This is a genomic window from Aquirhabdus parva, from assembly GCF_003351745.1.
Classification (GTDB): domain Bacteria; phylum Pseudomonadota; class Gammaproteobacteria; order Pseudomonadales; family Moraxellaceae; genus Aquirhabdus; species Aquirhabdus parva.
The window spans coordinates 99,090-121,986 of sequence record NZ_CP031222.1; the positions used below are offsets into that span (position 1 = coordinate 99,090).

The following is a 22,897-nucleotide window of genomic DNA, read 5'->3' on the forward strand; positions in this document are numbered from 1 at the left end:
TGCCCAATCATGAATCAGATTAAATTTATTAAATAGAGATAATGATTGTTTGGTTTATTTAGCCAAAGCAATCCTCTTCTCAGAGGAATGATTATGAATTCATCAGTCTCAAAAAACTTTGTTGAAAGTGATCGTCAAATCGCCGCAGACATCAGTCGTATTTCTTCAAAAAAGACTGCTTTAGAAATCAGAGGAGTACAGAAAAGGTTCAAGGACTTTGTTGCACTTCAGCATATTGATTTACATCTCTATGAGGGGGAGCTTTTGTGCTTTCTCGGCCCTTCGGGTTGTGGCAAAACAACACTATTAAGGTTGGTCGCTGGTCTGGATGAGGTGGATGAAGGTCAGATCATTAAAAACGGTCAAGATATTAGTAGGTTGAAAACTGAAAAACGACGTTGTGGGATTGTTTTTCAAAACTATGCATTATTTCCAAATTTATCTATTTCCGACAATATTGCTTATGGTCTGCAAGGGAAAAAGTGGACCAAACCTTTGCGTCAAGAACGGGTAAGTGAGTTACTGTCACTCATTGGACTTCAAGGTTCAGAACTCAAATATCCACTGCAGTTATCCGGTGGACAGCAGCAACGTGTTGCTTTGGCACGGGCCATTGCCCCTGAGCCGGATATTCTGTTGTTGGATGAACCACTCTCGGCTTTGGATGCACGGGTTCGTTTGCATCTTCGTCAAGAAATCCGAGCGCTGCAAAAACGTTTGAATATGCCAACGATTTTGGTCACCCATGATCAAGAGGAAGCGCTGACATTGGCTGATCGCATCGTTGTAATGAACCACGGTGTCATTGAGCAAGTGGATACGCCTGAAGTGATCTATAACAAACCTGCAAGCCAGTTCGTTGCAACTTTTGTTGGTCAAATGAATTTATTACCAGCCAAGATTCAAGCAGAAGATTGGCTGTACGTAGCAGATAAAGTCGATGTCCGTCTTAAGTTAAAGCATCAGTTTATTCCCAATACGGGCGTACTTGTGGGTTTTCGGCCAGAGTCTGCAAGAATCGTGAGTGATGATTCACTTGTTACTCAAGGGATTCGCCTATCGACCTATCTGATTGCGCGTGAGTTTTTAGGTGCAAAGACTCGTCTGCATCTTTCACTGGATCCATCGCATGCTGCAATTACAGATTTGGCTGAACGAACTATCCAAATTGATGTGGACCATGCTGCGACAGATTTTTTGAGTATTGATAGCCAAGTCATTATTGATATTGATGAAAAACAACTGCACGTGTTCGATCAAGATGGGAGAGCAATATGCTAAATAACAGTGTTGCTCATCCAGCCTCTCCTTTGCAATTAAAACGTCACTTCGGCTTATCATCTGGTGGGCTGGTTTTAATTTTCCAAGGCATTGTCTTACTGTTTTTGATCATTTGCCCTGTTTTCTTGATGGTTTATAAATCATTTTTTGATTCAAATGATCAATTTGTTGGCCTTGCAAATTACGTGTCCTTTTTTTCGAATCCTGTATTGACGGGTTCGATTTTTAACTCGTTGGCCATTGCATTGACTGCAACATCCATGACTTTGATTCTTGCGAGTGTGTATGCATATGCCATCACATGTAGTCATATGCCTTTTAAGCGGTTGTTTAAAGTCATCGCTTTATTGCCAATTTTAGCCCCATCTTTATTGCCAGCCATTGCCCTTGTTTATTTGTTTGGTCATCAAGGGATTTTCAAAGCAGTTTTAGGCAGTCATGAGATTTATGGTCCGATAGGCATCTTAATGGGCTATTGTTTTTGGCTGTTTCCTGCCGCGCTCATGATTATGACTTCTGCATTTCGTGGCTTGGACGCACGATTATTTGAGGCAAGTCGTAGTCTCGGTGCGGGGACTTTCAGAACCTATTTTCATGTGATGATCCCAGCCTTACGGGTTGGTTTGATCAGTACCGTGCTGGTTGCGTTTACCAGCGTGATGACAGATTTTGGTATTCCGAAGGTTATTGGTGGTTCCTTTAATATGATGGCACTCGATGTGTACAAGCAGATCATCGGGCAGCAGAATTTTAGTATGGGTGCAGTCGTTTCTTTGGTATTGCTGATTCCTGCTTTATTATCCTTTACGGTTGATCGTCTTCAGCGTAAATCACAAGCACGACTACAAAACCAAGAAATACGCCCCTATCAGGGCAAGAAGAAAACGTTACCGACGGCTTTGCTATTTATATTCTGCTTTGCTATAGCGGCATTTCTGATCGCTGTTACCGCAACAGCAGTACTGGCTTCTTTCGTTCAATACTGGCCATATAATCTGACTTTAGGATTATCTCACTATAGTTTTGAGATGGTGGATGGCGGTTGGCACTCTTACTTAAATTCACTGATCATGGCGGGTTCAGTTGCGATTATTGGAACTGTCTTTATTTTTATTGCAGCCTTTACGAGTCAGAGATTAAAAGGATTTGAGTTCATCAAAGGATTGATACAGGGATTTGCCTTATTACCTATGGCGATTCCTGGGCTAGTTTTAGGTTTGTCTTATATTTTCTTCTTCAACAACCCACATAACCCATTACATTTCTTGTATGGCACCATGTATATCTTGGTGATCTCTACGATCGTGCATTATTACACGGTACCGCATTTAACTGCCGTAGCTGCCATCAAACAGATTCCCGCCCAACTGGATAATGCGGCGAGAAGTTTAGGAATCTCCGTACCAAAGACATTATGGCGTGTCTATATTCCAGTGTGTTTACCCGCAATTTTGGATATTTCCGTTTATTTGTTTGTCACTGCGATGACGACCGTATCTGCAGCGATTTTCCTCTATACCCCTGACACTTCTCTTGCTTCAGTAGCCATTTTGAACATGGATGATGCGGGTGATACGGCCGCGGCCGCGGCAATGGGCGTATTGATCTTGGCAACTTCGACGACTGTAAAAGTGGTGCACTGGCTACTGACAAGAACGCTGTTACGGAAAACACAAAGCTGGCGACAAATGGATGGATAGTGGCCTAGCACGTCTCCTGTTGTAACAAAGTTCCACCCTGTAATTGATTTAGTTTTTTCGATTTATCGGAAGAAGTCGTTTTTTACGCCTTAAAGAAAGTGTTTGGTCTCAAACACTGACGTAAATCGTTGGTGTGCGATTGTAAGTTTGTAGTGTGTTGCTTCGTTTGTTTTTGGACTGAAATGAGTTGATTCATCTATTTATATTGTTTTTAAAAGGGGAAAAGTGATGAGAAATATTTTTAATTTAAACGGGGTAGCTGCAGTGGTGCTTTTGAGCATGGCTGCATCTAGTGCTCAAGCCGGGATTGTTTCCACTGAAGGACCTGATCTCATCGTAAGAACAGATGGGGGATTCGGGGTAAAAACTGCGGATAATCAATTTAGCTTTAATGTCGAGGGGCGTATGAATTTAGATACGTCTTACTCGAGTGGTGTACTCAATAATGCAACCAATGATAAATCGCGGACGGATACATACGTACGTCGTGGTTATTTTGGTGTGACAGGAACGGCTTATAAAGATTGGTACTTTGAAGCGATCATGAATGGTACTGCTGATCAAGGCGGTACTTCTAACTTTGAATGGAATACTTTATTTGTGAAGTATACCGGCTGGGATGCTGCCAACATCACCCTAGGGCGAGATGTTCGTCCATTCGGTTTAGAGCAATCCACCAGTTCCGGTGCCATCTCTACGATTGAACGTGCAGCACTTTATGAGCTAACCCGAGCTGGTGATACCGAAACAAGCCAACAGTTCGCATTGGGGAAAGGGTATAAAAACATGAGCTGGGGTGTTTCCCTGTATGATAATGGTGACACGACCACATCAAAAAATACCCGTTATGGCTATGATGGACGTTTTACCTATGCCCCGATTGCTGAAAAAAATGAAGCACTACATTTGGGTATTTCTTTAGATGATGCCAATATCGATCAAGGTAAGTACTCTGCAAAAAGTACACTTGGTGCGAAAAAATCTGATGGAATTGTTTTTGCCACGGGCAACTTTGACTCGGATCGCACAGGTCTACTAGAAGCAGCCTATATGAAGGGTCCATTCTCTGTACAAGCTGAATATCTTTATCGTGATTTGAAAAGTGCAGATGCTAAAACCGTCGATGCAAAAGTGTCATCTTATTACATCATGGGGACCTATACGCTCACTGGAGAGTCGCGTGTTTATAAAGCCAGTGCAGGTAAGTTTGCCAATATTAATCCGACCAGTAAAACTGGTGCGTGGGAACTTGTGGGGCGGTATCAGCATGTAAAAGCAGATCAAGGTAGTACTAAAGATGCGGATGTGTATCTTCTCGGTTTAAACTGGTATGCCAATAAAAACGTGAAGCTCATGTTTAACTTACAGAATATTACCACATCGAATGTCGCTGCAGAAAATCGTGACGACAGTGGTAAATCTGCAGCGATGCGCCTGCAATATAATTTTTAAAAATAGACTGGTGTTGTCATGGCATGCCTCTTTGTGTGAAGGGGCGTGCAATTTTCATTATTTTACCCTGATGCCATTTATATATCCTATTTATCACTGTCTTAAAAAATGCAATGATCTGATCAGGGAACAGGTTTTGTGTGTCCAATACTTAAAACGACTTTTGTACAGCAGATCCCTATTGCGATATCAGCAGGGTTAGTCATGACGGGTACATATGCTCTCATCTTATATAACCATATTTTGTCCATCATGTCGCTATGCGGTCGCATTTCATCAGTTAAGCATTCCAAACGGCGTGATTAAGGGTATTGTTCTTTTGAAAGAAAAATAAGTATTGGAGTATGGATTGCTGATTTTTATTTTACTTTTAGGCTTTCAATCGTTGTAACACGCTCATTATAAATAAATTCTATTTTAAATAATTGACTCAATTCTTTGTTTTTCATTTCCATGTGAATATTTTTCATAAAATTAATTTTCTTGACCGCAATTGGCATTTAATTTGCATTTTTAACAAAGCTGGTTCGAACCAGTTATTGTTTCATGGATGTTTTTTTGCGTTCTAACTACGATGGATTTTAAACCTTTGATAATGCGTAATTTAATGCAATTAAAGAGCAATAAGATTCATTAGATTTGTATGGTATTTAAGGAATCAATTTTGACGGCGGCCTTGCTCAATTATAGAGCCTGTCCAGAACTGCAATTTGCACTCATTTAGGTAGGTCAGAACTATGGATTTTAATCGTCGTAAATTTCTATCAGGGGCTGCTTCTGTTGCTGCAGTCGCTTCATTGCCGTTGTCTATTAAAAATGCATTGGCGATCAGCCCTTCAGGTTCTTCGTTGTCTGCTGTAAAACATGTCGTGATTTTCATGCAAGAGAATAGATCTTTTGATCATTATTTTGGAAATATGAAAGGCGTTCGGGGTTATGGCGACAAGGCCCCATTTGTACAAGTTAACGGACAACCCGTATTTAACCAAGCAGGAACACTCCCTTTTCGCTTGGATACGGGTGCAACCAAAGCGCAGTGCAGCTATGGCTTAGACCATTCTTGGGCTGGGGGACATTCGGCATGGAATGGTGGCAAATACAATAATTGGGTTGCCGCAAAGGGGAAAAATACGATGGGCTATTTTACTCGTAGCGAAATCCCTTTCCATTATGCTCTTGCAGATGCATTTACGGTTTGTGATCAATATTTTTGTTCAGTGATGGGTGCGACCAATCCTAACCGATTATATGCAATAACAGGGACCATTGATCCTCAAGGGCTTGGTGGTGGACCGATCATCGATAATACAGAGCCAGCGGCAGGGTTTAAGTGGACAACATATCCAGAGCGTTTACAAGCAGCGGGGGTTAGTTGGAAAATTTATCAAAAGACCAGTGATAACTATGATGATAATGCACTTGCATGGTTTACCTCGTTTAAAAATGCAACTCCAGGAACACCCCTATATGATCGTGCAATGAAATCAGTGCCAACGATCACGAACAATACGGTTGACGATGTTATTGCTGCAGTAAAAACGGATGTTTTGAATGGATCTCTCCCGCAAGTCTCTTGGGTTTTAGCACCGGAAATTGCCTCTGAACATCCAGATCATGCACCTGCTGCAGGTGCGGATATGATGAGTAAATTACTCAGCGCTTTGACTGCAGATCCCAATGTTTGGGCTTCTACAGTATTTATAATTAATTACGATGAAAATGATGGCTATTTTGATCATGCATTACCACCTTCACCTCCCGCTGGAACACCTGATGAGTTTGTGAATGGTACGCCCATTGGACTTGGTGCTCGCGTCCCGATGATTGTTGCATCACCATGGAGTACGGGAGGGAATGTCTGTTCGCAGGTTTTTGATCATACGTCGGTGTTACGCTTCTTAGAGGTCTGGACTGGTGTACAAGAACCCAATATCTCTGCATGGCGTAGAAAAATATGTGGAGACTTAACATCGACGTTAGATTTTACGTCCACATCTTTAACCGTCCCTGCGATGCCTAATACGGCAGCGGCTCTAGTTGCAGCAAATAGTCAGTGCTCAAGTAGCTTACCCTATCCCTCAGCCCCGACTGTCCAAGCCATGCCTATACCTGAAAGTGGGAGTAAACCGGCAAGAGCATTACCTTATCAGCCCAATGCAACATCTTATATTGAAAAAAGTACGGGCCGGTTTTGGATAGAAATGAGTAATACGGGGTCACAAGCCGTACATTATGCAATCGCCCCAAATAACTACCGAACAGATGCGCCTTATCACTATGATGTATCACCAAATGTTCCGGTCAAAGATTATTTCAGTGTGCAATCATATGGGGCAGGTAAATATGACTTGTCTACTTATGCCCCAAATGGTTTTTTACGTCGTTTTGTTGGGGATATTAATGCTGCGGGTGCGATTTTCGAAATAACGTCCTCTTATAACTTCTCGCTCTTGGGTCAGGCGCAATTGATTTTGACGATGGTCAACAACGGCACAGTCCCCATTGTCGTAACGGTTAAATCGAATGCCTATCGATTTGATGGCCCCTGGACTTATACCGTTGCGCCTGGTGGCACAGTATCAGACTTTTGGAATACGGAATGGTATACCCATAATTGGTATGATTTTACCGCGACCATAGATATTGATAGCTTGTTTTTAAGGCGCTTTGCAGGACATATTGAGTTAAATGCGCCGAGTGTGACGGGATAGAGATATTTTCCGGGTTGAAATCACACCCACATAATGTGGGTGTGTTCAGTATTCATTACTCCACAGTCACACTCTTCGCCAAATTGCGTGGCTGATCCACATCGGTACCGCGTAGCACGGCAACGTGATAAGACAGCAGTTGCATCGGAATGCTATAAACAATCGGTGCCACTAAGCCTGAAATCTTCGGTACATAGAGCACATGTACACGCTCTTCGGCTTTGATTTCGCTATCGACATCTGCAAAGACAAACAACTCGCCACCACGTGCCTGCACTTCCTGCATGTTGGATTTAAGTTTGTCCAAGAGGTCGTCTTGCGCGGCGAGCACCACGACAGGCATGTCTTTATCGACCAGCGCGAGTGGACCATGTTTGAGTTCGCCTGCGGCATAGCCTTCAGCGTGAATATAGGAGATTTCTTTTAGCTTCAGTGCGCCTTCCAAAGCGATCGGATACTCAATACCGCGACCCAAGAACAGCGCATGGCGACGTTCTACAAAGGCATGGGACATTTTCTCAATCAATGGATCAAGAGCCAAGGCCTCATTGACCGCGTTCGGGACATGCCACAGTTGTTCAATGATGCTTGCTGACTCAGCTGGGGTGAGACGATTTTGTTCTTGCCCCACTTTTAGTACGAGTAGCATCAGGGCTGCAAGCTGAGTTGTAAATGCTTTAGTGGATGCCACACCAATCTCGACACCCGCTTGCGTGAGCAAATGCAGATCGGTTTCACGAATCAGTGATGAGGTTTTGACATTACACAGTGCGAGATATAACAGATTATCATCAAGCGTGGACTGTGCTTTTACATCACGTAGTGCCGCGAGGGTATCAGCGGTCTCACCCGATTGTGAAATACACACCAATAGCGTATTAGGCAGGACGACAGGCTCGCGATAGCGGAACTCGCTGGCGATTTCTACTTGGCAAGGCAGCTTTAGGAGCTTCTCAAACCAATAGCGCGCGACCATTCCTGCATGGAAACTGGTGCCACACGCAATAATCTGAATCTGTTTGACATGTGCCAAGCGATGCGCTTGTTCACCCAAAAAGTCCTTATGTAAGCTGTCGCCAGTAATGCCTGCTGCTAAAGTACGGGTGAGAGCATCGGTTTGCTCATGGATTTCTTTGAGCATGTAATGCTTATAGCCGCCTTTATCACTGGCGCTGTCGCTGGCATCGATTTCATGCGAAGTCCGGTTGGTCAGGACACCATTCTGATAAATCTCAATGCTGTCGCGGGTCAGGCGCACCACATCTTTTTCTTCAAGATAGATAAAACGATTGGTGACCGGCAAGAGTGCCATTTGGTCTGAGGCGACAAAGTTCTCGCCAATACCGAGACCCACAACCAGTGGCGAACCGGCACGCACTGCAATCAATTCATTGGCATTTTGACTGCTGACCACACCCAGTGCATAAGCACCATGCAATAGAGGGATTACGGATTGGACAGCGGCAAGCAGTGTTGAATGCGTATGCATCGCACGATGAATCAAGTGAGCAACCACTTCCGTGTCGGTCTGCGAGGTAAAGACGAAACCTTCAGCTTGGAGCTCAGCTTTCAAAACGGCGTAATTTTCAATAATGCCGTTATGCACAACAGCAATCGTGCCTGATGTATGCGGATGGGCATTGATGACAGACGGCTCGCCATGTGTGGCCCAGCGGGTATGTGCGATACCCAGTGCACCGTGTAATTGTTTGCCAATAACAGCATTCTCAAGTACGGCAACTTTACCCACCTGGCGTTCACGGATGATGTCGCCGTGATCAATCAAAGCTACACCAGCGGAGTCGTAACCGCGATATTCGAGTCGTTTTAGCCCTTCAACCAAAATAGGGGCCACGTTACGTTCCGCGATTCCGCCGACGATTCCACACATAGATGTTTTCCTACAAAAACAATCGCGGCGGGAGATGATCCGAGCACGCGATTATTCATAAAATGAATTCAACAGTTATTAGCTGATAAGGTTAAATCATAAGCAATTTGCAATCAATTCATATTTGCAATATTTTGTTACATCTTCTTCTTGGGTCGTTCATAACCTTCGATCACACGTTGTAAACCGCGTGCAACAGCCAGTGCACCTGCAGGAACATCCTTAGTGACGACTGAACCTGCGCCGACCGTGGCGTTGTCTCCGATATTGACGGGTGCGACCAGCGAGCTGTTGGAGCCAATGAATGCCTGTGAACCGATAACGGTCTGATGCTTGTTGGCACCGTCGTAATTACAGGTGATGGTGCCCGCACCGATGTTGCTGCCTGAGCCGATGAGTGCATCACCGATATAAGCCAGATGATTGGCTTTACTGCCCCGACCAACGCGGCTATTTTTGACTTCCACAAAGTTACCAATATGCGTGTCATCAGCCAGTTCGGTGCCCGGACGTAATCGCGAGAAGGGCCCAATCGCAGCATTGGCACCAACGGTGACGTCGTCAAGTACGCTATAGGGCAAAATTTTGGTGCCCGCACCGACTTTGGCGTTTTTAAGATGAGACCCTGCGCCAACTTGTACGCCATCACCGAGGTAGCAGTCGCCTTCAATAATGACATTGATATCAATCTGCACATCTTGCCCGATAGACAGATGACCACGCAGGTCGAAGCGAGCGGGATCAAGCAAAGTCACGCCTGACTTCATCAATTGTTGGGCCTGATGAAGTTGCCACTGACGTTCAAGACCTGCCAGTTGTAGGCGGTCATTGATGCCTTCGACTTCAAAGGCATATTCCGGTTGAATACTGCCGATCTCTATACCATCTTTGGAGGCTAGTGCAACGATGTCAGTGAGATAGTATTCCCCTTGTGCATTGTCATTTGATAATTGCGGCAACCAACGATGCAGCAGAGCATTATCGACGGCATAAATGCCTGTGTTGACTTCGGTAATGGCCTTTTCTTTCTCGTTCGCATCTTTTTGTTCCACGATGCGGGTGATCAGATTTTTGCGATCGCGGACGATACGACCGTAGCCGGTTGGGTTGTCTAAATTCAGCGTGATCATCGCGATTCCACCTGCAGCTGCCTCAAGCAGGCGGTGCAGTGTTTCGGCACGAACCAAGGGGACGTCGCCATAGAGAATCAGGCTTTTTCCCGTTTCTGGCAGGACGGGTAAGGTCACTTGAACGGCATGTCCAGTCCCTTTTTGCTCGGCTTGTTCAACCCATTCAATGGCTTGTTCAGCGGATTCATTTTTAAATGCGGCTTTGACAGTTTCGCCGCCATGACCATAAACTGTAATGATTCGGTCCGCTTCGATCCGTGTGGCCTGAGCGAGGACGTGTGCAAGCAAAGGTTTCCCGGCGAGTGGTTGTAATACTTTAGGCAGACGCGAGTTCATCCGCGTTCCTTTGCCTGCTGCCAGAATGATTACACTTAATGTCATGTCGCCGATCTCCATTTTGTATCGTACTATTTTTACTCAGTTATTTATTGATGCTCTATAGGCCAACGTTAGGCTATATGTAAAGCCAGCCAGGCCCAAACGGCAAACATTGCCATTAACCCTGCCAAGATATCATCAAACATGATACCAAACCCGCCATGCACGTTGCGATCAAAGTAACGAATCGGCCAAGGTTTCCAGATATCAAACAGCCTAAAGAAAACAAAAGCGAGGGCCACATTGAGTAATGTGACTTGGGCAAAGAAAATGAGTGGGATAATGGCCATCGATTGACCGACAAATTCATCCCAAACAATGCGCCCATCATCATGCACGCCCATCAGTTGTGCGGTTTTTCCACAAATAGGGATGCCGATAATTGCGGCAAGGGTGATCACTACGATGGACCAATAGGTGCCTAATAAGACCCATAGCGGGACGAAAATCAGGACTGCAATTGAGCCTGCGGTGCCAGGTGCTTTGGGAGATAAACCTGAGCCTAGACCGACTCCTAAAAAATAAGTCAGCTTTTCTAATACACTCATGTTTTTAAATAAGACGGCTGCAGAACCCGTGCTGATATTTTTTTTATTCGGTTGCTGGCTGGGTGAGTGATCACTATTCAAAATGTCTAAATCCCTGTTGAGTCAGAATAAATGGCTTTTGCTGATACAAAACGGTCAGGTTATTGTGTGGATGTTCATTTTTATTGTGATCACGGGCGTTGATCTGACCGATGACGTTGAGCGGTGGGCTACTGTCACCCCATACGCTTTGCAGGATAGCAAACTTTGATGGAGAAATGGTGAAGCAGAGCTCGTAATCATCGCCCCCGCTTAAGGCAAGTGCCGCACGTTGTTCAGGATTTAATGCCGCCAAGGTGGGGGACAGTGGCAGGTCTTCCAGATGAATCTGACCCCAAACCCCGCTTTCCTTCAGTATGTGACCTAAGTCTTGTGCCAAACCATCGGAAATGTCGAGCATTGCCGAAGCATATCCACGTAAAGCGAGGCCTAAAGCAAGGCGTGGGGTTGGGCGATCAAGGCGGGATTTTAGCTCAGGATCAAGAGCGGGGTTGTTCAGATGCTGTAAGGCATAGGCGGCATCACCCAGCGTGCCGGAAACCACAATGAGGTCTCCAATTTGTGCGCCACTGCGTAAGATGGCCTGACCCGTTGGCACCCAACCTAAAGCGGTCACAGTGAGGCTCAAAGTCTGTCCACGCGTGGTATCACCACCAATCAGTTTGACCTGAGCGGCATCACAAAGGGCAAATAAGCCATCGGCTAGGGGCTCTAGAAAGTCAGGATTGGCTTCCGGCAGGGTCAACGCAAGGAGAATACTGTGCGGTTTCGCGCCCATTGCAGCGAGATCGGATAAGTTGACCGCAGCGGCTTTCCAGCCGATCGAATAGGGATCGGTATCAATCGGAAAGTGACGTCCTGAGATTAGAGTATCGGTGCTGATGACCAGCTCATGGTGTGCAGGAGGCGTCAGTATTGCCGCGTCATCACCGATACCCAGTCGAATGCCCGATGAGGCAGGACTGTTTTCAGGTCGTTGAAAATATCGGTGTATGAGCGAGAACTCATCCATGATCAGTGATCAGAGGGAGTCAAGATCGGTGGTGTCACTATCAGTTCGCGGTTGTGTCGCAGCTTTGCGCGCTGCGCGCCCCGCAGCAAACTCTTCAGGACGAAGCTGGCGTGCCAGTTTGTCGAGGACGCCATTGATATATTTATGACTGTCGGTGGCGCCGAAATGTTTGGCGAGCTCTACCCCTTCATCGATCACGACAGCGTAGGGAATCTCAAGACGCTCGCGCATTTCATACACGCCAAGCAGCAGAATCGCACGCTCAACGACATTCAATGCATCCAATTCGCGGTCAATCGCTGGATCAAGAATTTCGTCCAGAGATTCATTTTGCTGAATCGTTTGGCTGAGTAGTTCGTGATAATAAAAAATATCCGTCTTGTTCATGTGATTTTCGGAGCGCGTGCGTGCCTCAATCTCATGTGCCGGATTATTGGTCAGGAGCCACTCATAGAGTCCTTGCATCGCAAAGCGACGCGCTTTACGCTTGGCAGCAAAGGTGGTGGGATAGCCTTTGATGAGGCTTTCGCGGTTAATCGTCATGAGATCAAATCGCCTTAAGCAGGTTAACCATCTCGATGGCAGTCAATGCAGCATCCGAACCTTTGTTGCCTGCCTTGGTGCCGGCACGTTCAATGGATTGTTCAATGCTGTCGGTGGTTAATACACCGAAGATCACTGGTAAATTATATTCCAGACCAATCACGCCCAAACCTTTTGCACATTCACCCGCAACAAACTCAAAGTGCGGTGTACCGCCACGAATGACTGCACCGAGCACGATGATGGCATCGTACTTGCCGCTTGCTGCCAGTTTTTTTGCGACTAACGGTAATTCCCATGCACCAGGTGCACGAATGATGGTGACGTTTTTGTCATCGACACCATGACGCTTCAGGGTATCAAGTGCGCCATCAAGCAAGGATTCAACGATAAAGCTGTTAAAGCGGCCGACGAGTACCGCATATTTGCCTTCATTACCTTGGTGCAGTTGGCCTTCAATGACTTGGATGGTCATGGTGTAATTCCTTAAATCTAATGAGAATAATAAATCAATAAAAAATGGGGTCTTTAAAAAATATTAAACGTTTACGGGATTGGATGCCACATAATCAACGATTTCAAGCCCAAAACCCGACAAGCCGTTAAAGCGCAGTGGAGAGCTGAGCAAACGCATTTGCTGTACACCGAGATCACGGAGAATTTGAGCACCAACGCCAATCGAACGGTAATGCGCAGATGAACTGGCAGGCGTAGGCTGCTGGAGAGCATCGAGTGCTGCGCCAAAGTCGACTTGCTCGCCTTGGCTGATCCAGACCAAGACACCACGTTCGCTGGCTGAGATGGTTTTGAGCGCGGCATCCAGTGTCCAGTTCGGTTTACCTTGGCAATGCACTTGAAACAAATCACGCAGTGGATTGAGCGCATGCACACGCACGGTGGTAACGCCTTCGGTGGGCACACCCCGCACTAAGGCGACATGGGTATCTGGGCTGCCCTGTTCTTTGTAGCGATGCAGGGTGAATTCACCATAAGCAGTGTGGATTTTTTGTGTTTCGACGCGTTCAACAGTTTGCTCATTGAGCATGCGATATTGAATCAGGTCGGCAATCGTGCCCATCTTGATGCCATGTTTCGCCGCAAAAATTTCTAAATCGGGACGGCGTGCCATCTCGCCATCTTCATTGATGATTTCACAGATGACCGATGCTGGTTCAAGGCCGGCTAAACGCGATAAGTCGCAACCGGCTTCTGTGTGACCTGCCCGGTGGAGTACGCCGCCCGGCTGCGCCATCAAAGGGAAAATGTGGCCTGGCTGCACGATATCCGCAGGTTTTGCCATCGGTGCAACAGCAGCTTGAACGGTACGAGCACGTTCTGCCGCAGAAATGCCAGTGGTAACGCCATTAGCCGCTTCAATGGATAGGGTGAAATTGGTGCCATGGGCTGCGCCATTCCTTTCAACCATGAGCGGTAAATTCAGTTGGGCACAGCGCTCACGGGACAGGGTTAAACACACCAATCCACGCGCATGAGTAATCATGAAGTTGATATCTTCAGGACGTACATGCGTTGCCGCCATGACCAAATCACCTTCGTTTTCACGATCTTCGTCATCCATCAAGATGACCATGCGACCGGCACGGATATCCGCAATCAGCTCTTCTACGGTATTGAGCTTGATCGTGCTACTTTGAGCTGGGTTTGAGGCATTAGATGTCATGAAAAAGACCTTACAACGAGAGAGGGCATTTAAGGACCGCTATTCTAGCCGATTTTGCAAGGCTTGGATTGATTTTGTGAGTCATTCATTGTAAGAGTGCTTCGTGCGCGGTTGTGTAATGATTATTTTTACCATGTGGTTGGCTTGTTTTGTGCAAGGGTATGGTGAGTAAGGTGGTATCCCTGCATGGGTCGGGTCGTGAATGGATCAGCGTTATCGTATCTCAATGGCCTGTTTTTAATGTTAAAGACAAAGAATTTTCATCGGATTGAGATATATTTAGCTTAGATTGACATCAATGCTGTGGTATCGCTTGCGATGTTATTTATTCATGTTTGGAGAGTGCTGTGAATAAAATGAGGGTAGTGCTTTTGAGCATGATAACTTTACCGGTCTTGGCTTGGGCTGGGCTGGGCGGGCCTGTTGATCCGCTCCAACAAAATACCTTGAATCCCCTGATTGTGACCCAGCGCGCAACGTCAATTGCCAAGAGCTATAGCGTACATGATTTGCAAGATAATATCGGCGGGCAGATTAAAGAATATACCAATGCCCAAGGGGTCGTTTTTGCAGTCACGTGGCGTGGGCCTTTTAAACCTGATTTACGTCAGCTTTTGGGTGATTATTTTAGTGATTATGTGGCCGCTAATGACACGACCCAAACATCAAGCACGCCGGCAAAAGTCGTGGTGGTCTCGGAGGGGCGTTTGCGAAATTTCCACGGAAAAGCGTATGTTCCCGCGCTGTTGCCATCCGATATTGCATTGCGTGATATTCAATAATCGAGAATAGGGTTGTGATTATGTTGAATCAGATGATTTTAGCCGTATTTCTCGGTTTGAGTATGATGAGCTTGGCGGGGTGCGGTGGCGGAGGAGGTGGCTCTGCAGCACCAGCTCCCACATCTGCGCCAACACCTCCAGCGGCTGCTAACAATGTGGTTCCGATTTCAATCGGCGCAGGTGCCTCACCGCGTTATATTAATAGTCTCTATGTCTCGGTTAAGATCTGTGCCCCAGGCACACAAAATTGTACATCGATTGATCGCGTACTTTTAGATACGGGTTCAACGGGTCTGCGTATTGCTGCGTCTGCACTGCCTGCTAGTTTTGAGCTACCGAATAAAGTTGATGCTAATAATCAGCGTTATGCACAGTGCTTTCAATTTGTCGGGGGCAATACTTGGGGTGGACTTAAAACGGCAGATCTCTATATGGGGGGGGAGGTTGCCCAGAAACTTGATCTACAAGTGGTTGATGATTCATCTTTTGCCAGCCAACCTGCTGCTTGCTCGAATAGTAGCGCATCGTCAGGAAATTTTTTGAGTGATGGGGTGAATGGTATTCTTGGGATATCCAGTGCGGTATCGGATTGTGGTGTAGACTGCAGTGGGCAGGTTGCCAATCCGGTCTACTATGTCTGTACAAATACTCAGTCATGTACTTCAATCACGATGCCCGTCGCTAATCAATTAAAAAATCCGATTACACTCTTTGCGAACGATAATAATGGTTCTGCAATTACATTGCCTGCTGTACCTGTTCAAGGCGCTGTCTCAGTGACTGGTTCTCTCATTTTTGGTATCGGTACACAGAATAATAATGGCTTAGGCAATGCCACTGTATTACAAGTAAATCCAGGCGATTTCACGTTTAGAGCGGATTATAATAATGCCACTTATGTGGATAGTTATATGGACAGTGGCACGAATTTGTATGTTATCCCAAATGTTAATAATACGATTCCCACATGCAGCGACTCTGATAAGAAAGCCAAGAATCTTTTTTGCCCGACCACGTCTCTGGATCGGAGTGCGACGATATTTGGCCAAAATAATCTCTCTAAAGTGGTACCGTTTAGCGTTGGGAATGCATCATCATTATTTGCGCAAAATCCATCATTTGCAGTCTTTAATAATATCGCAACGGCGAGTTCAAAGAGCACCAGTTTAGAGACCAGTAGTTTTGTCTTTGGGCTGCCCTTTTTTCTTGGTAAAACCGTGTTTACCGCGATTGAAGGCAAAACAACCCCCAGTAGTACCCCAACCCCTTATGTGGCATTCTAGGGGCTCAAAAATCGGAGAGACTATCGATTCTTTGCAATAGATAGTCCCTTTTGTTTGGGGCAAGTAATAAAAATGCGAAAAAATTTGAAAACAAAGGAGTTGTTTAATGAACAGGGCATCTAAGACGTTATTGATGGGGTCACTTGCTGCGGGTTTAATTCTCATACAGGCATCGTGTAGCAAAGAACCTTCACCGCCTAAACCTGCAGTTGTTGATAATGGTCGACCTGAGACACGGAGCATAGAAGCGGCGGATAGCATCGGTTATAACGGCAAGGAAATCCGGCATAAGTTAGACAAGGCACTGGATGCGAATGATGCGACGAGCAAGCAAATGGATCAGGCTGCTAATCAATAAATGAGTTAAAGAAAAACCCCGCTTTATAGTCGGGGTTTTTTGTGCATTCGACAGGATGTTGTAGGGGTTTTTTAGTCGTTATGCAGTTGAGCGACCTAAAATTTGCTCGCGTGCGCGTTCGATCAGTTGTGCTTGATCGCTGCGCAGTCCACTCAAGCGCATGACTTCTCCGAGAGATTCAACCGGTTTTTCTAAAGCACTTAAGCTAAATTGGATCATCAGTCTGGACAAGTTCGTATCAGACACGTGTATCAGTACATCGCTGGCATTGGCATGTTGAATCAGTTCAGCACTTTGTTGTGTTGAGTTTGGTGTAGATTCATCTGCCGTATCAACTTCCGTAATCGCGGCACAGGTATGTAGTGCAAAGCGTTTTTCGACCCGATTGCGGCGGTAGACCGCATCACTGAGCAGATTGAGCAATTGGGCTAATAACAATAAGTGACCCAATGCCGGTGCTGAGTTTTGATTAATCCCCACTAATGCACCATTAGCACCAAATGACTCCACTATACTGATTTTGGTCGGTGTGCCTTCATTGGGCATGTTGTTGCCCAGCACCCGAATGGCTTCTTCCAGAATTTTTTGGCAGAGAGAGAAATATTTTTCAGATGTGCTGGGAGTCAGGGTGTCGAGTAGCCCGCGAGGATCACTATACGCAATTCGCAGTACGACGGGATAAGCGGTTTGCGTTTCAGCATCCGCAGTTTTGATTTGTAAAATGGGCTCTGGCGCGTTTTTAGTAGGGATGTTTAGTGCTGCTGCTTGAGTAGGGCTTGCATCACTCAACGTCTCATTGCTTATTTCCTCTTGCGCGCTGCGTTTAGGTCGTGCAACCACGCGATAGAGCAGCCAGAGGAAGATATGAATCAGCAAGGATAATAACAGCGGAAGCCACTGCAAACGAACCACCTCACCTAGGCTCGCTTCAGCGAGGGTGAGCTCAACTTGACCATTCTGGGTGCGATCTTGTAAGAGAATTTGCTGAAAGAGTTGCCCGTCGCGTGAAGGTGCATTTCCGCCCGTTGCAAGCACATGGCCATCCGCAGCCAGAATACGCATTGAAACTACCCCGGCACGCTGGCTATAGCGATTGGCGAGCAAGGCGAGTGATACGGTATCTTGCCTTGCAACTCCGAGCGTTGCATCTTCGGCCAACTGCCGAATTAACAATTGTCCTTGAGCATCGCGAGTTGTTGCTAATTGGTGAGCAGTCCCCTCAACGATCAATGTGGTATGCAAAGCATAACTAATGGCTAATAAAGTGGCATATAGCCCTTGACGAGGTGCGTTCACACGAGCTCCGAGGCGTTAGCGAGATAAATGTATTATGATTCACGGTATATTGTCACTCAAGTACGGCGCTTTGCAATGCACGAAATCATTTTAATGTCTTTTTTAGGACCGGATCAGCCCAACCAGTTTGCCAGACTTATGGCGGTTTTGGCAAAGTATGATCTGGATATTCTCGATATTGGTCAAGCCGTCATTCATGATCAATTGTCACTGGCGTTGGTGGTTGCCAGTCGAGACGTGACGGAAACAGCGTTAGCGATGAAAGAAATTTTATTGGTTTCTCATGAGCTTGGGTTGGCTGTGCGCTTCAAACCAATCACGGGTACCGAGTATGAGAACTGGGTTAAAGAAGGTGGGCGGACGCGCCACATCGTCACGGTCTTAGCACGCCACTTGACACCTGAGCATCTTGCGGCTGTAGCCGCTGTCATTGCCCGCCACGGTTTTAATATTGATCGCCTGCAACGCTTGTCGGGACGAATCGCGCTTGAAAAGCTCCCAGAGGCTGAGTTCCAAGGGCGTGCTTGTGTCGAAATCAGTGTGCGTGGACGTCTGACGGATGCTCAGAGTTTACGTGCGGACTGCCTCAAGCTGTCGGCAAATTTATCGATTGATATTGCCGTGCAAGAAGACAACGTTTATCGCCGCAATCGACGTTTGGTCTGTTTTGACATGGATTCCACGCTGATTGAGCAGGAAGTGATCGATGAGTTGGCGATTGCAGCCGGTGTGGGTGCACAAGTGGCAGAGATAACCGAGCGGGCTATGCAAGGCGAACTTGATTTCGCACAAAGCTTTAAAGCGCGTGTGGCATTGTTGGAAGGTCTGGATAGCGCGGTATTGGCAGGGATAGCCAGTAACCTGCGCGTCACGGAAGGTGCAGCCCGTTTGATCTCAACGCTCAAATCACTCGGTTATCGCACAGCGATTCTATCGGGCGGCTTTACTTATTTTGCGGAATATTTACAGCAGAAACTGGGCATTGATGAAGTTCACGCCAATCAGTTGGATATTAAGGATGGTAAAGTTACTGGGCAGGTTACCGGACGCATTGTCGATGGTGCGCGCAAAGCCGAGCTTTTGACCGAGCTTGCCGCGCGTGAGGGAATTCGTCTTGAGCAGGTCATTGCGGTGGGTGACGGCGCAAATGACCTACCCATGTTGTCTATAGCGGGGCTTGGCGTTGCGTTTCGCGCCAAGCCATTGGTGAGACAAAATGCAGATCAGGCCATCTCAAGTGTCGGACTTGATGGCATTTTGTATTTACTTGGCGTGCGTGACTACGACGTGCTATAACGCCGCACTAGCATACGACTGGGCAATATCCAGTCGTTCATTTGATTTTAATAAATTACAAACGGCGACGACTGAAAATAGGGCGAGATCGAGAGGCTTGTGCGAAGAAGTGTATTGGAACGTTAAATTTTGTTGAAAAATGTACAGCTTTTCTTCATTTCATAAAAATATAGAAATTGACTGAATTTTAGAGGCTTAGTCTAGGTTATGCTTGGCGAGCATCAGGCAGTGTATCTAATTGCAGATGCGATAATGAGACGTGTAGCACGTTATTGAAAGTCATAATGTTGCTTGTCTGTTGTTTAGGGGTTTTTGTCGTAACTGTATTGGTTAAGTACTGTAATTAGGTATATTTTAGGTTAGTAGTTCGTGCAGCTCAGGATAGAGCGTTTGCTCACACAAAAGGGTTAGTTATGTTTTCTTTCAGCTCGGATCGGCGATCTTCGCGCGGCTTTACGTTGGTTGAGCTGATCGTGACGATTGCAATTGTGGCAATTTTGGCAGCGATCGCTGCACCTTCGTTTACACAGATTATTGCCAACCAACGGATTAAAAGTGCCGCATACGAGCTTGCGCAAACCTTGCAATATGCTAGAAGTCAAGCTGTTCTGAGCCGGCGTTCAGTTGATCTGCGTGCAAGCTACCCGACGACTGGAAATAATTGGAATGGTACAGTCGTAGCGGCCAACCTTTCTGCGGCAGATGTCACTGCCGCTGATCAGGCGAAAATCGCAAATTCAAGTTTTTATGTTTTGGAAAGTGGCTCTGCGAAAGCAGATGGTACGGCTACGGTCAGTAGTGTTGGTGCAGTTGATAATCGCGTCAGTAAAATTTCAAGTCTGAATTCCAATGTGAAGATCAATGGCACTCCGGTCATTGTGCGCTTTACATCTGACCCTGGGGCACTGATCTCAACGGCAGTTACAACCGCACCCGCCGCAGTGGCAACCGATCAAACGTTTGTGGTGACGTATACGGGTTCGACCAATAGCGGTTATACCGTCACGCTCAATCGTTTTGGCGCAACAAAAGTGCAGAAAAACCCATGAATACTAATCTAATAAATCTAAATAAGAACCCGTTTGGAAAAGCTCAACGTGGTGTCGGGATGGTCGAAGTACTGGTTGCGATGCTTCTTTTGGCTATAGGCGTGCTCGGTTATGCGGCATTGCAGGTTCGTGCTGTGGAGGCGACGAGCGAGGCTTTAAATCGATCGCAGGCGATGACAATTTTGCGCGGGTTGGCAGAGAATATTCGGGCCAATAGTGCCGCTCAAGGTCAATACCCAGCAAAGGTCCACGCTTATGCATCGTTAACGTCCTCATCATCGGCACCCACAAGTTGTGTTGCGCCAGCGTCGTCGACAACAACATGTACTGCAACCCAGCTTGCGGACTACGATGCTTTTCAGGCGGCGAGCACTGCGCTTAAGTTTGGGATGCATATAGATATGTTTGCCTGTCCTCTGACCCCCGCGATACCTGCAAGTCCTAGTGCTTCAGCGGTGGCTGCAACAGACGCAGGTCGTCAGTGTTTGGTTGCTGCTTGGGGGGTAACGACACCGACCAGTGGTACAAACACGGCAACAGACTGTATGACCCAGACGGGAAGTTATCAAACGGTCGCACGCTGCAGCATATTGGAGGTGTATTAAATGAAGCGCCCATCCAATCATCGCCTTACCCCATTTCCTCGTGAGGCTGGTTTTACACTTATTGAATTGATGATTTCGATCACTCTGGGGTTGTTGATCGTTGCGGCTGCGGCGCAGCTTTTTATCGGAGGCGGCATCAGTATGCGGTTGCAGCAAAGTGCAGCGGATACCCAAGATAATGGATTATTTGGGTTGGACTACATTGCAAAAGACATTCGATTGGCCAATTACGGCAACATACAGAATTTAGTCATGACCGATACCACGAAAGATGGCGGTATTGTATTGACTGCGGATTCGGCAGCAATAACAACGTCAAATTTGACGGGAGTTCGGACCAGTAACTTAGATTCAGATTATGTATCTGCAGCTTTAGTGACATTAGGCAATGGCGATACGGTGGGTACTGGAAATGCTTGGACCGGCGTGACCAAAATAACGAGTCCTGCAGGTGTAAAAAGTGATCAGTTGACCATCCAGTTTCTTGCACCTATGGCAATGAATGATTGTGAAGGGAATGCCATAACTCAAGGTACGCGAGTGATTGAGCGTTATTTTTTGCGTGCGGATACAACCGATGCGACAGCATTGGTATTGGCTTGTGATGCTGGAACGATTTCAGCAAAAGTCGATGCGGTGGATGCCGTTGCCGCGGCTCCTGGACAAGCGGCGATTCCTGCAATTGCCTATGTCCCACCGATTGTTAGTAACTTTGGTGATGCAGGACAAGTGTTGATTAATCGTGTTGAGCATCTTCATATTTTGCTGGGTACGCAGAAAGCAGATGGAACGTTGATGTATTACAACATTCATGATTATAAAGCGTTGGCGGTGAAACCTCAGATTAAGTCTATTCAATTTGCTGTTTTGGTGCGATCTACGGATAACACGGCGAGTGCAATTGTTGATCCAACTCAATCCTTTAAAATGTTGGACCAGACTGTTAATGTGGCTGCAACGAATACAACTGCAAATCGCTATGTGCGCCGCGTTTACAGTACGACCATGGCCCTGCGAAATGGTTTTGGGAGTGTATCATGAGCAATGTTCCTTCCGGTTCTTTGGTAAAAACACAGCGCGGTGCAACACTCATTACGGTGCTTTTATTGCTGATCGTGATTACGGTTGTGGGATTAATTGCGATGCGTCAGGGTCTGACGAGTTTAAATATTGCCACCAACTCACAAATTCAAACCGTACTCGCGTCGTCTTCAGATACGGTTTTGAATAATTTTGCGAGAGCTGACGTAAAGCAAATTACCAGCATTGCGGGTGTGATTGGTGCGGCGCTGAACAATTCAACACCAAATCCAAATCAAGAATATGTATTTTGTTATCGTCCGACCAGTAGCGATCCATTTGGGCTATCGATTAATGCCAATATTATCCAAGGTAATACCGATGGGACGGTGAAAAACGTCGATACTGGTGGTGGTGGATTTTGTGATTTGTCTAATACAACCACGGACTTTGGTAGCGGCCGCAAGGCTGTGGTTACACAGGTTGCGGTTACTGTTCCAACAGATGCCAGTCCTTTGCCGCCCTTGTCGAACTTGTCTCATGATGGGACCAATGTGAGTCAGGGTTCGGCGCTGCCACAGAATTTTGTGACCCAACAGCGTGTCCGAGTGACGGCGACGGCGCTTTTACCAGCGTTTTCTACGAGCCCGTTAACGGGTGACGGTTCTGTTCAAAGTGATTGCCTGCGGGGTCGAATCAGCGATAACACGGATCAAAGTCTTGCGAGTGTCGAGACAGTTACGGATTGTTTGGCAAGAAAAGGCGTGCCTGCCAATACTCAAATTCAAGAGTACAGCTTACGCACTGCACTGACTCAGCCAGCATCATAAGGGGTAAAGGAT

General features: G+C 46.4%; 19 protein-coding genes and 1 pseudogene. 12 read left to right on the forward strand and 8 right to left on the reverse strand.

Going from position 1 to position 22,897, the window contains the following annotated elements; genetic code table 11:
- Positions 1 to 93: 93 nt before the first annotated feature.
- The 4 genes from HYN46_RS00465 to HYN46_RS00480 all read left to right on the forward strand — a co-directional run bounded on the left by HYN46_RS00465 (position 94) and on the right by HYN46_RS00480 (position 7,144).
- Positions 94 to 1,281, forward strand: a complete 1,188-nt coding sequence (locus HYN46_RS00465) for an ABC transporter ATP-binding protein (RefSeq protein ID WP_228254848.1) — start codon at positions 94 to 96, stop codon at positions 1,279 to 1,281.
- Positions 1,275 to 2,981, forward strand: a complete 1,707-nt coding sequence (locus HYN46_RS00470) for a putative 2-aminoethylphosphonate ABC transporter permease subunit (protein ID WP_114897615.1) — start codon at positions 1,275 to 1,277, stop codon at positions 2,979 to 2,981. The genes HYN46_RS00465 and HYN46_RS00470 overlap by 7 nt, the downstream gene beginning before the upstream one ends.
- Positions 2,982 to 3,209: 228 nt before the next feature.
- Entirely contained in the window at positions 3,210 to 4,433 is a 1,224-nt protein-coding gene (locus tag HYN46_RS00475; RefSeq protein WP_114897616.1) for an OprO/OprP family phosphate-selective porin, read from the forward strand.
- 737 nt (positions 4,434 to 5,170) lie between these two features.
- Positions 5,171 to 7,144 carry a phosphocholine-specific phospholipase C gene (locus HYN46_RS00480; protein ID WP_114897617.1) on the forward strand — a complete coding sequence of 658 codons (1,974 nt, stop codon included), beginning with the start codon at positions 5,171 to 5,173 and terminating at the stop codon, positions 7,142 to 7,144.
- Between the two features lie 55 nt (positions 7,145 to 7,199).
- Here HYN46_RS00480 and glmS read toward each other — a convergent pair whose 3' ends face one another.
- From glmS to ribBA, 7 genes and pseudogenes are all read right to left on the reverse strand, one after another.
- Complete coding sequence (glmS, locus tag HYN46_RS00485; RefSeq protein ID WP_114897618.1) at positions 7,200 to 9,035, reverse strand: glutamine--fructose-6-phosphate transaminase (isomerizing); 1,836 nt, start codon at positions 9,033 to 9,035, stop codon at positions 7,200 to 7,202.
- A 137-nt stretch (positions 9,036 to 9,172) separates the two neighbouring features.
- On the reverse strand, positions 9,173 to 10,546 hold the full coding sequence (gene glmU / locus HYN46_RS00490; protein ID WP_114897619.1) for a bifunctional UDP-N-acetylglucosamine diphosphorylase/glucosamine-1-phosphate N-acetyltransferase GlmU: 1,374 nt from the start codon (positions 10,544 to 10,546) through the stop codon (positions 9,173 to 9,175).
- A gap of 68 nt (positions 10,547 to 10,614) precedes the next feature.
- Positions 10,615 to 11,091: a phosphatidylglycerophosphatase A family protein gene (locus HYN46_RS00495; protein ID WP_114900489.1), complete on the reverse strand. Its 477-nt coding sequence runs from the start codon at positions 11,089 to 11,091 to the stop codon at positions 10,615 to 10,617.
- Positions 11,092 to 11,164: 73 nt separating this feature from the next.
- Positions 11,165 to 12,142 (reverse strand): thiamine-phosphate kinase, encoded by a 978-nt coding sequence (gene thiL, locus HYN46_RS00500; RefSeq protein WP_114897620.1) that lies wholly within the window; start codon positions 12,140 to 12,142, stop codon positions 11,165 to 11,167.
- Between the two features lie 90 nt (positions 12,143 to 12,232).
- A pseudogene (gene nusB, locus HYN46_RS00505) lies at positions 12,233 to 12,685 on the reverse strand (transcription antitermination factor NusB); the annotation flags it as partial.
- A 4-nt stretch (positions 12,686 to 12,689) separates the two neighbouring features.
- Positions 12,690 to 13,160, reverse strand: coding sequence for a 6,7-dimethyl-8-ribityllumazine synthase (gene ribH / locus HYN46_RS00510; RefSeq protein WP_114897622.1), 471 nt, complete (start codon positions 13,158 to 13,160; stop codon positions 12,690 to 12,692).
- A 63-nt stretch (positions 13,161 to 13,223) separates the two neighbouring features.
- Positions 13,224 to 14,327: a bifunctional 3,4-dihydroxy-2-butanone-4-phosphate synthase/GTP cyclohydrolase II gene (gene ribBA / locus HYN46_RS00515; protein WP_114900490.1), complete on the reverse strand. Its 1,104-nt coding sequence runs from the start codon at positions 14,325 to 14,327 to the stop codon at positions 13,224 to 13,226.
- Between the two features lie 416 nt (positions 14,328 to 14,743).
- Between ribBA and HYN46_RS00520 the strand changes: the two genes are divergently transcribed.
- From HYN46_RS00520 to HYN46_RS00530, 3 genes are all read left to right on the forward strand, one after another.
- Positions 14,744 to 15,148 carry a DUF2844 domain-containing protein gene (locus HYN46_RS00520; RefSeq protein ID WP_162818043.1) on the forward strand — a complete coding sequence of 135 codons (405 nt, stop codon included), beginning with the start codon at positions 14,744 to 14,746 and terminating at the stop codon, positions 15,146 to 15,148.
- Positions 15,149 to 15,168: 20 nt separating this feature from the next.
- Positions 15,169 to 16,431, forward strand: coding sequence for a DUF3443 family protein (locus HYN46_RS00525; RefSeq protein WP_114897624.1), 1,263 nt, complete (start codon positions 15,169 to 15,171; stop codon positions 16,429 to 16,431).
- Between the two features lie 106 nt (positions 16,432 to 16,537).
- Positions 16,538 to 16,789, forward strand: coding sequence for a hypothetical protein (locus HYN46_RS00530; RefSeq protein WP_114897625.1), 252 nt, complete (start codon positions 16,538 to 16,540; stop codon positions 16,787 to 16,789).
- A gap of 78 nt (positions 16,790 to 16,867) precedes the next feature.
- Here HYN46_RS00530 and HYN46_RS00535 read toward each other — a convergent pair whose 3' ends face one another.
- The gene (locus HYN46_RS00535) at positions 16,868 to 18,085 is read right to left on the reverse strand and encodes a hypothetical protein (protein ID WP_114897626.1); all 1,218 of its coding nucleotides are present in this window, start codon (positions 18,083 to 18,085) and stop codon (positions 16,868 to 16,870) included.
- 75 nt (positions 18,086 to 18,160) lie between these two features.
- Here HYN46_RS00535 and serB point away from each other — a divergent pair, with 75 nt between their 5' ends.
- The 5 genes from serB to HYN46_RS00560 all read left to right on the forward strand — a co-directional run bounded on the left by serB (position 18,161) and on the right by HYN46_RS00560 (position 22,885).
- Positions 18,161 to 19,381 (forward strand): phosphoserine phosphatase SerB, encoded by a 1,221-nt coding sequence (gene serB / locus HYN46_RS00540; RefSeq protein WP_114900491.1) that lies wholly within the window; start codon positions 18,161 to 18,163, stop codon positions 19,379 to 19,381.
- 413 nt (positions 19,382 to 19,794) lie between these two features.
- Entirely contained in the window at positions 19,795 to 20,430 is a 636-nt protein-coding gene (locus HYN46_RS00545; RefSeq protein ID WP_114897627.1) for a pilus assembly FimT family protein, read from the forward strand.
- Positions 20,427 to 21,035, forward strand: coding sequence for a type IV pilus modification protein PilV (pilV, locus tag HYN46_RS00550; RefSeq protein ID WP_114897628.1), 609 nt, complete (start codon positions 20,427 to 20,429; stop codon positions 21,033 to 21,035). The genes HYN46_RS00545 and pilV overlap by 4 nt, the downstream gene beginning before the upstream one ends.
- A complete protein-coding gene (locus HYN46_RS00555) occupies positions 21,036 to 22,076 on the forward strand; it encodes a PilW family protein (RefSeq protein WP_114897629.1) in 1,041 nt (346 codons plus the stop codon). It begins immediately after the preceding gene.
- Positions 22,073 to 22,885 (forward strand): hypothetical protein, encoded by an 813-nt coding sequence (locus tag HYN46_RS00560; RefSeq protein ID WP_114897630.1) that lies wholly within the window; start codon positions 22,073 to 22,075, stop codon positions 22,883 to 22,885. The genes HYN46_RS00555 and HYN46_RS00560 overlap by 4 nt, the downstream gene beginning before the upstream one ends.
- Positions 22,886 to 22,897 lie beyond the last annotated feature (12 nt).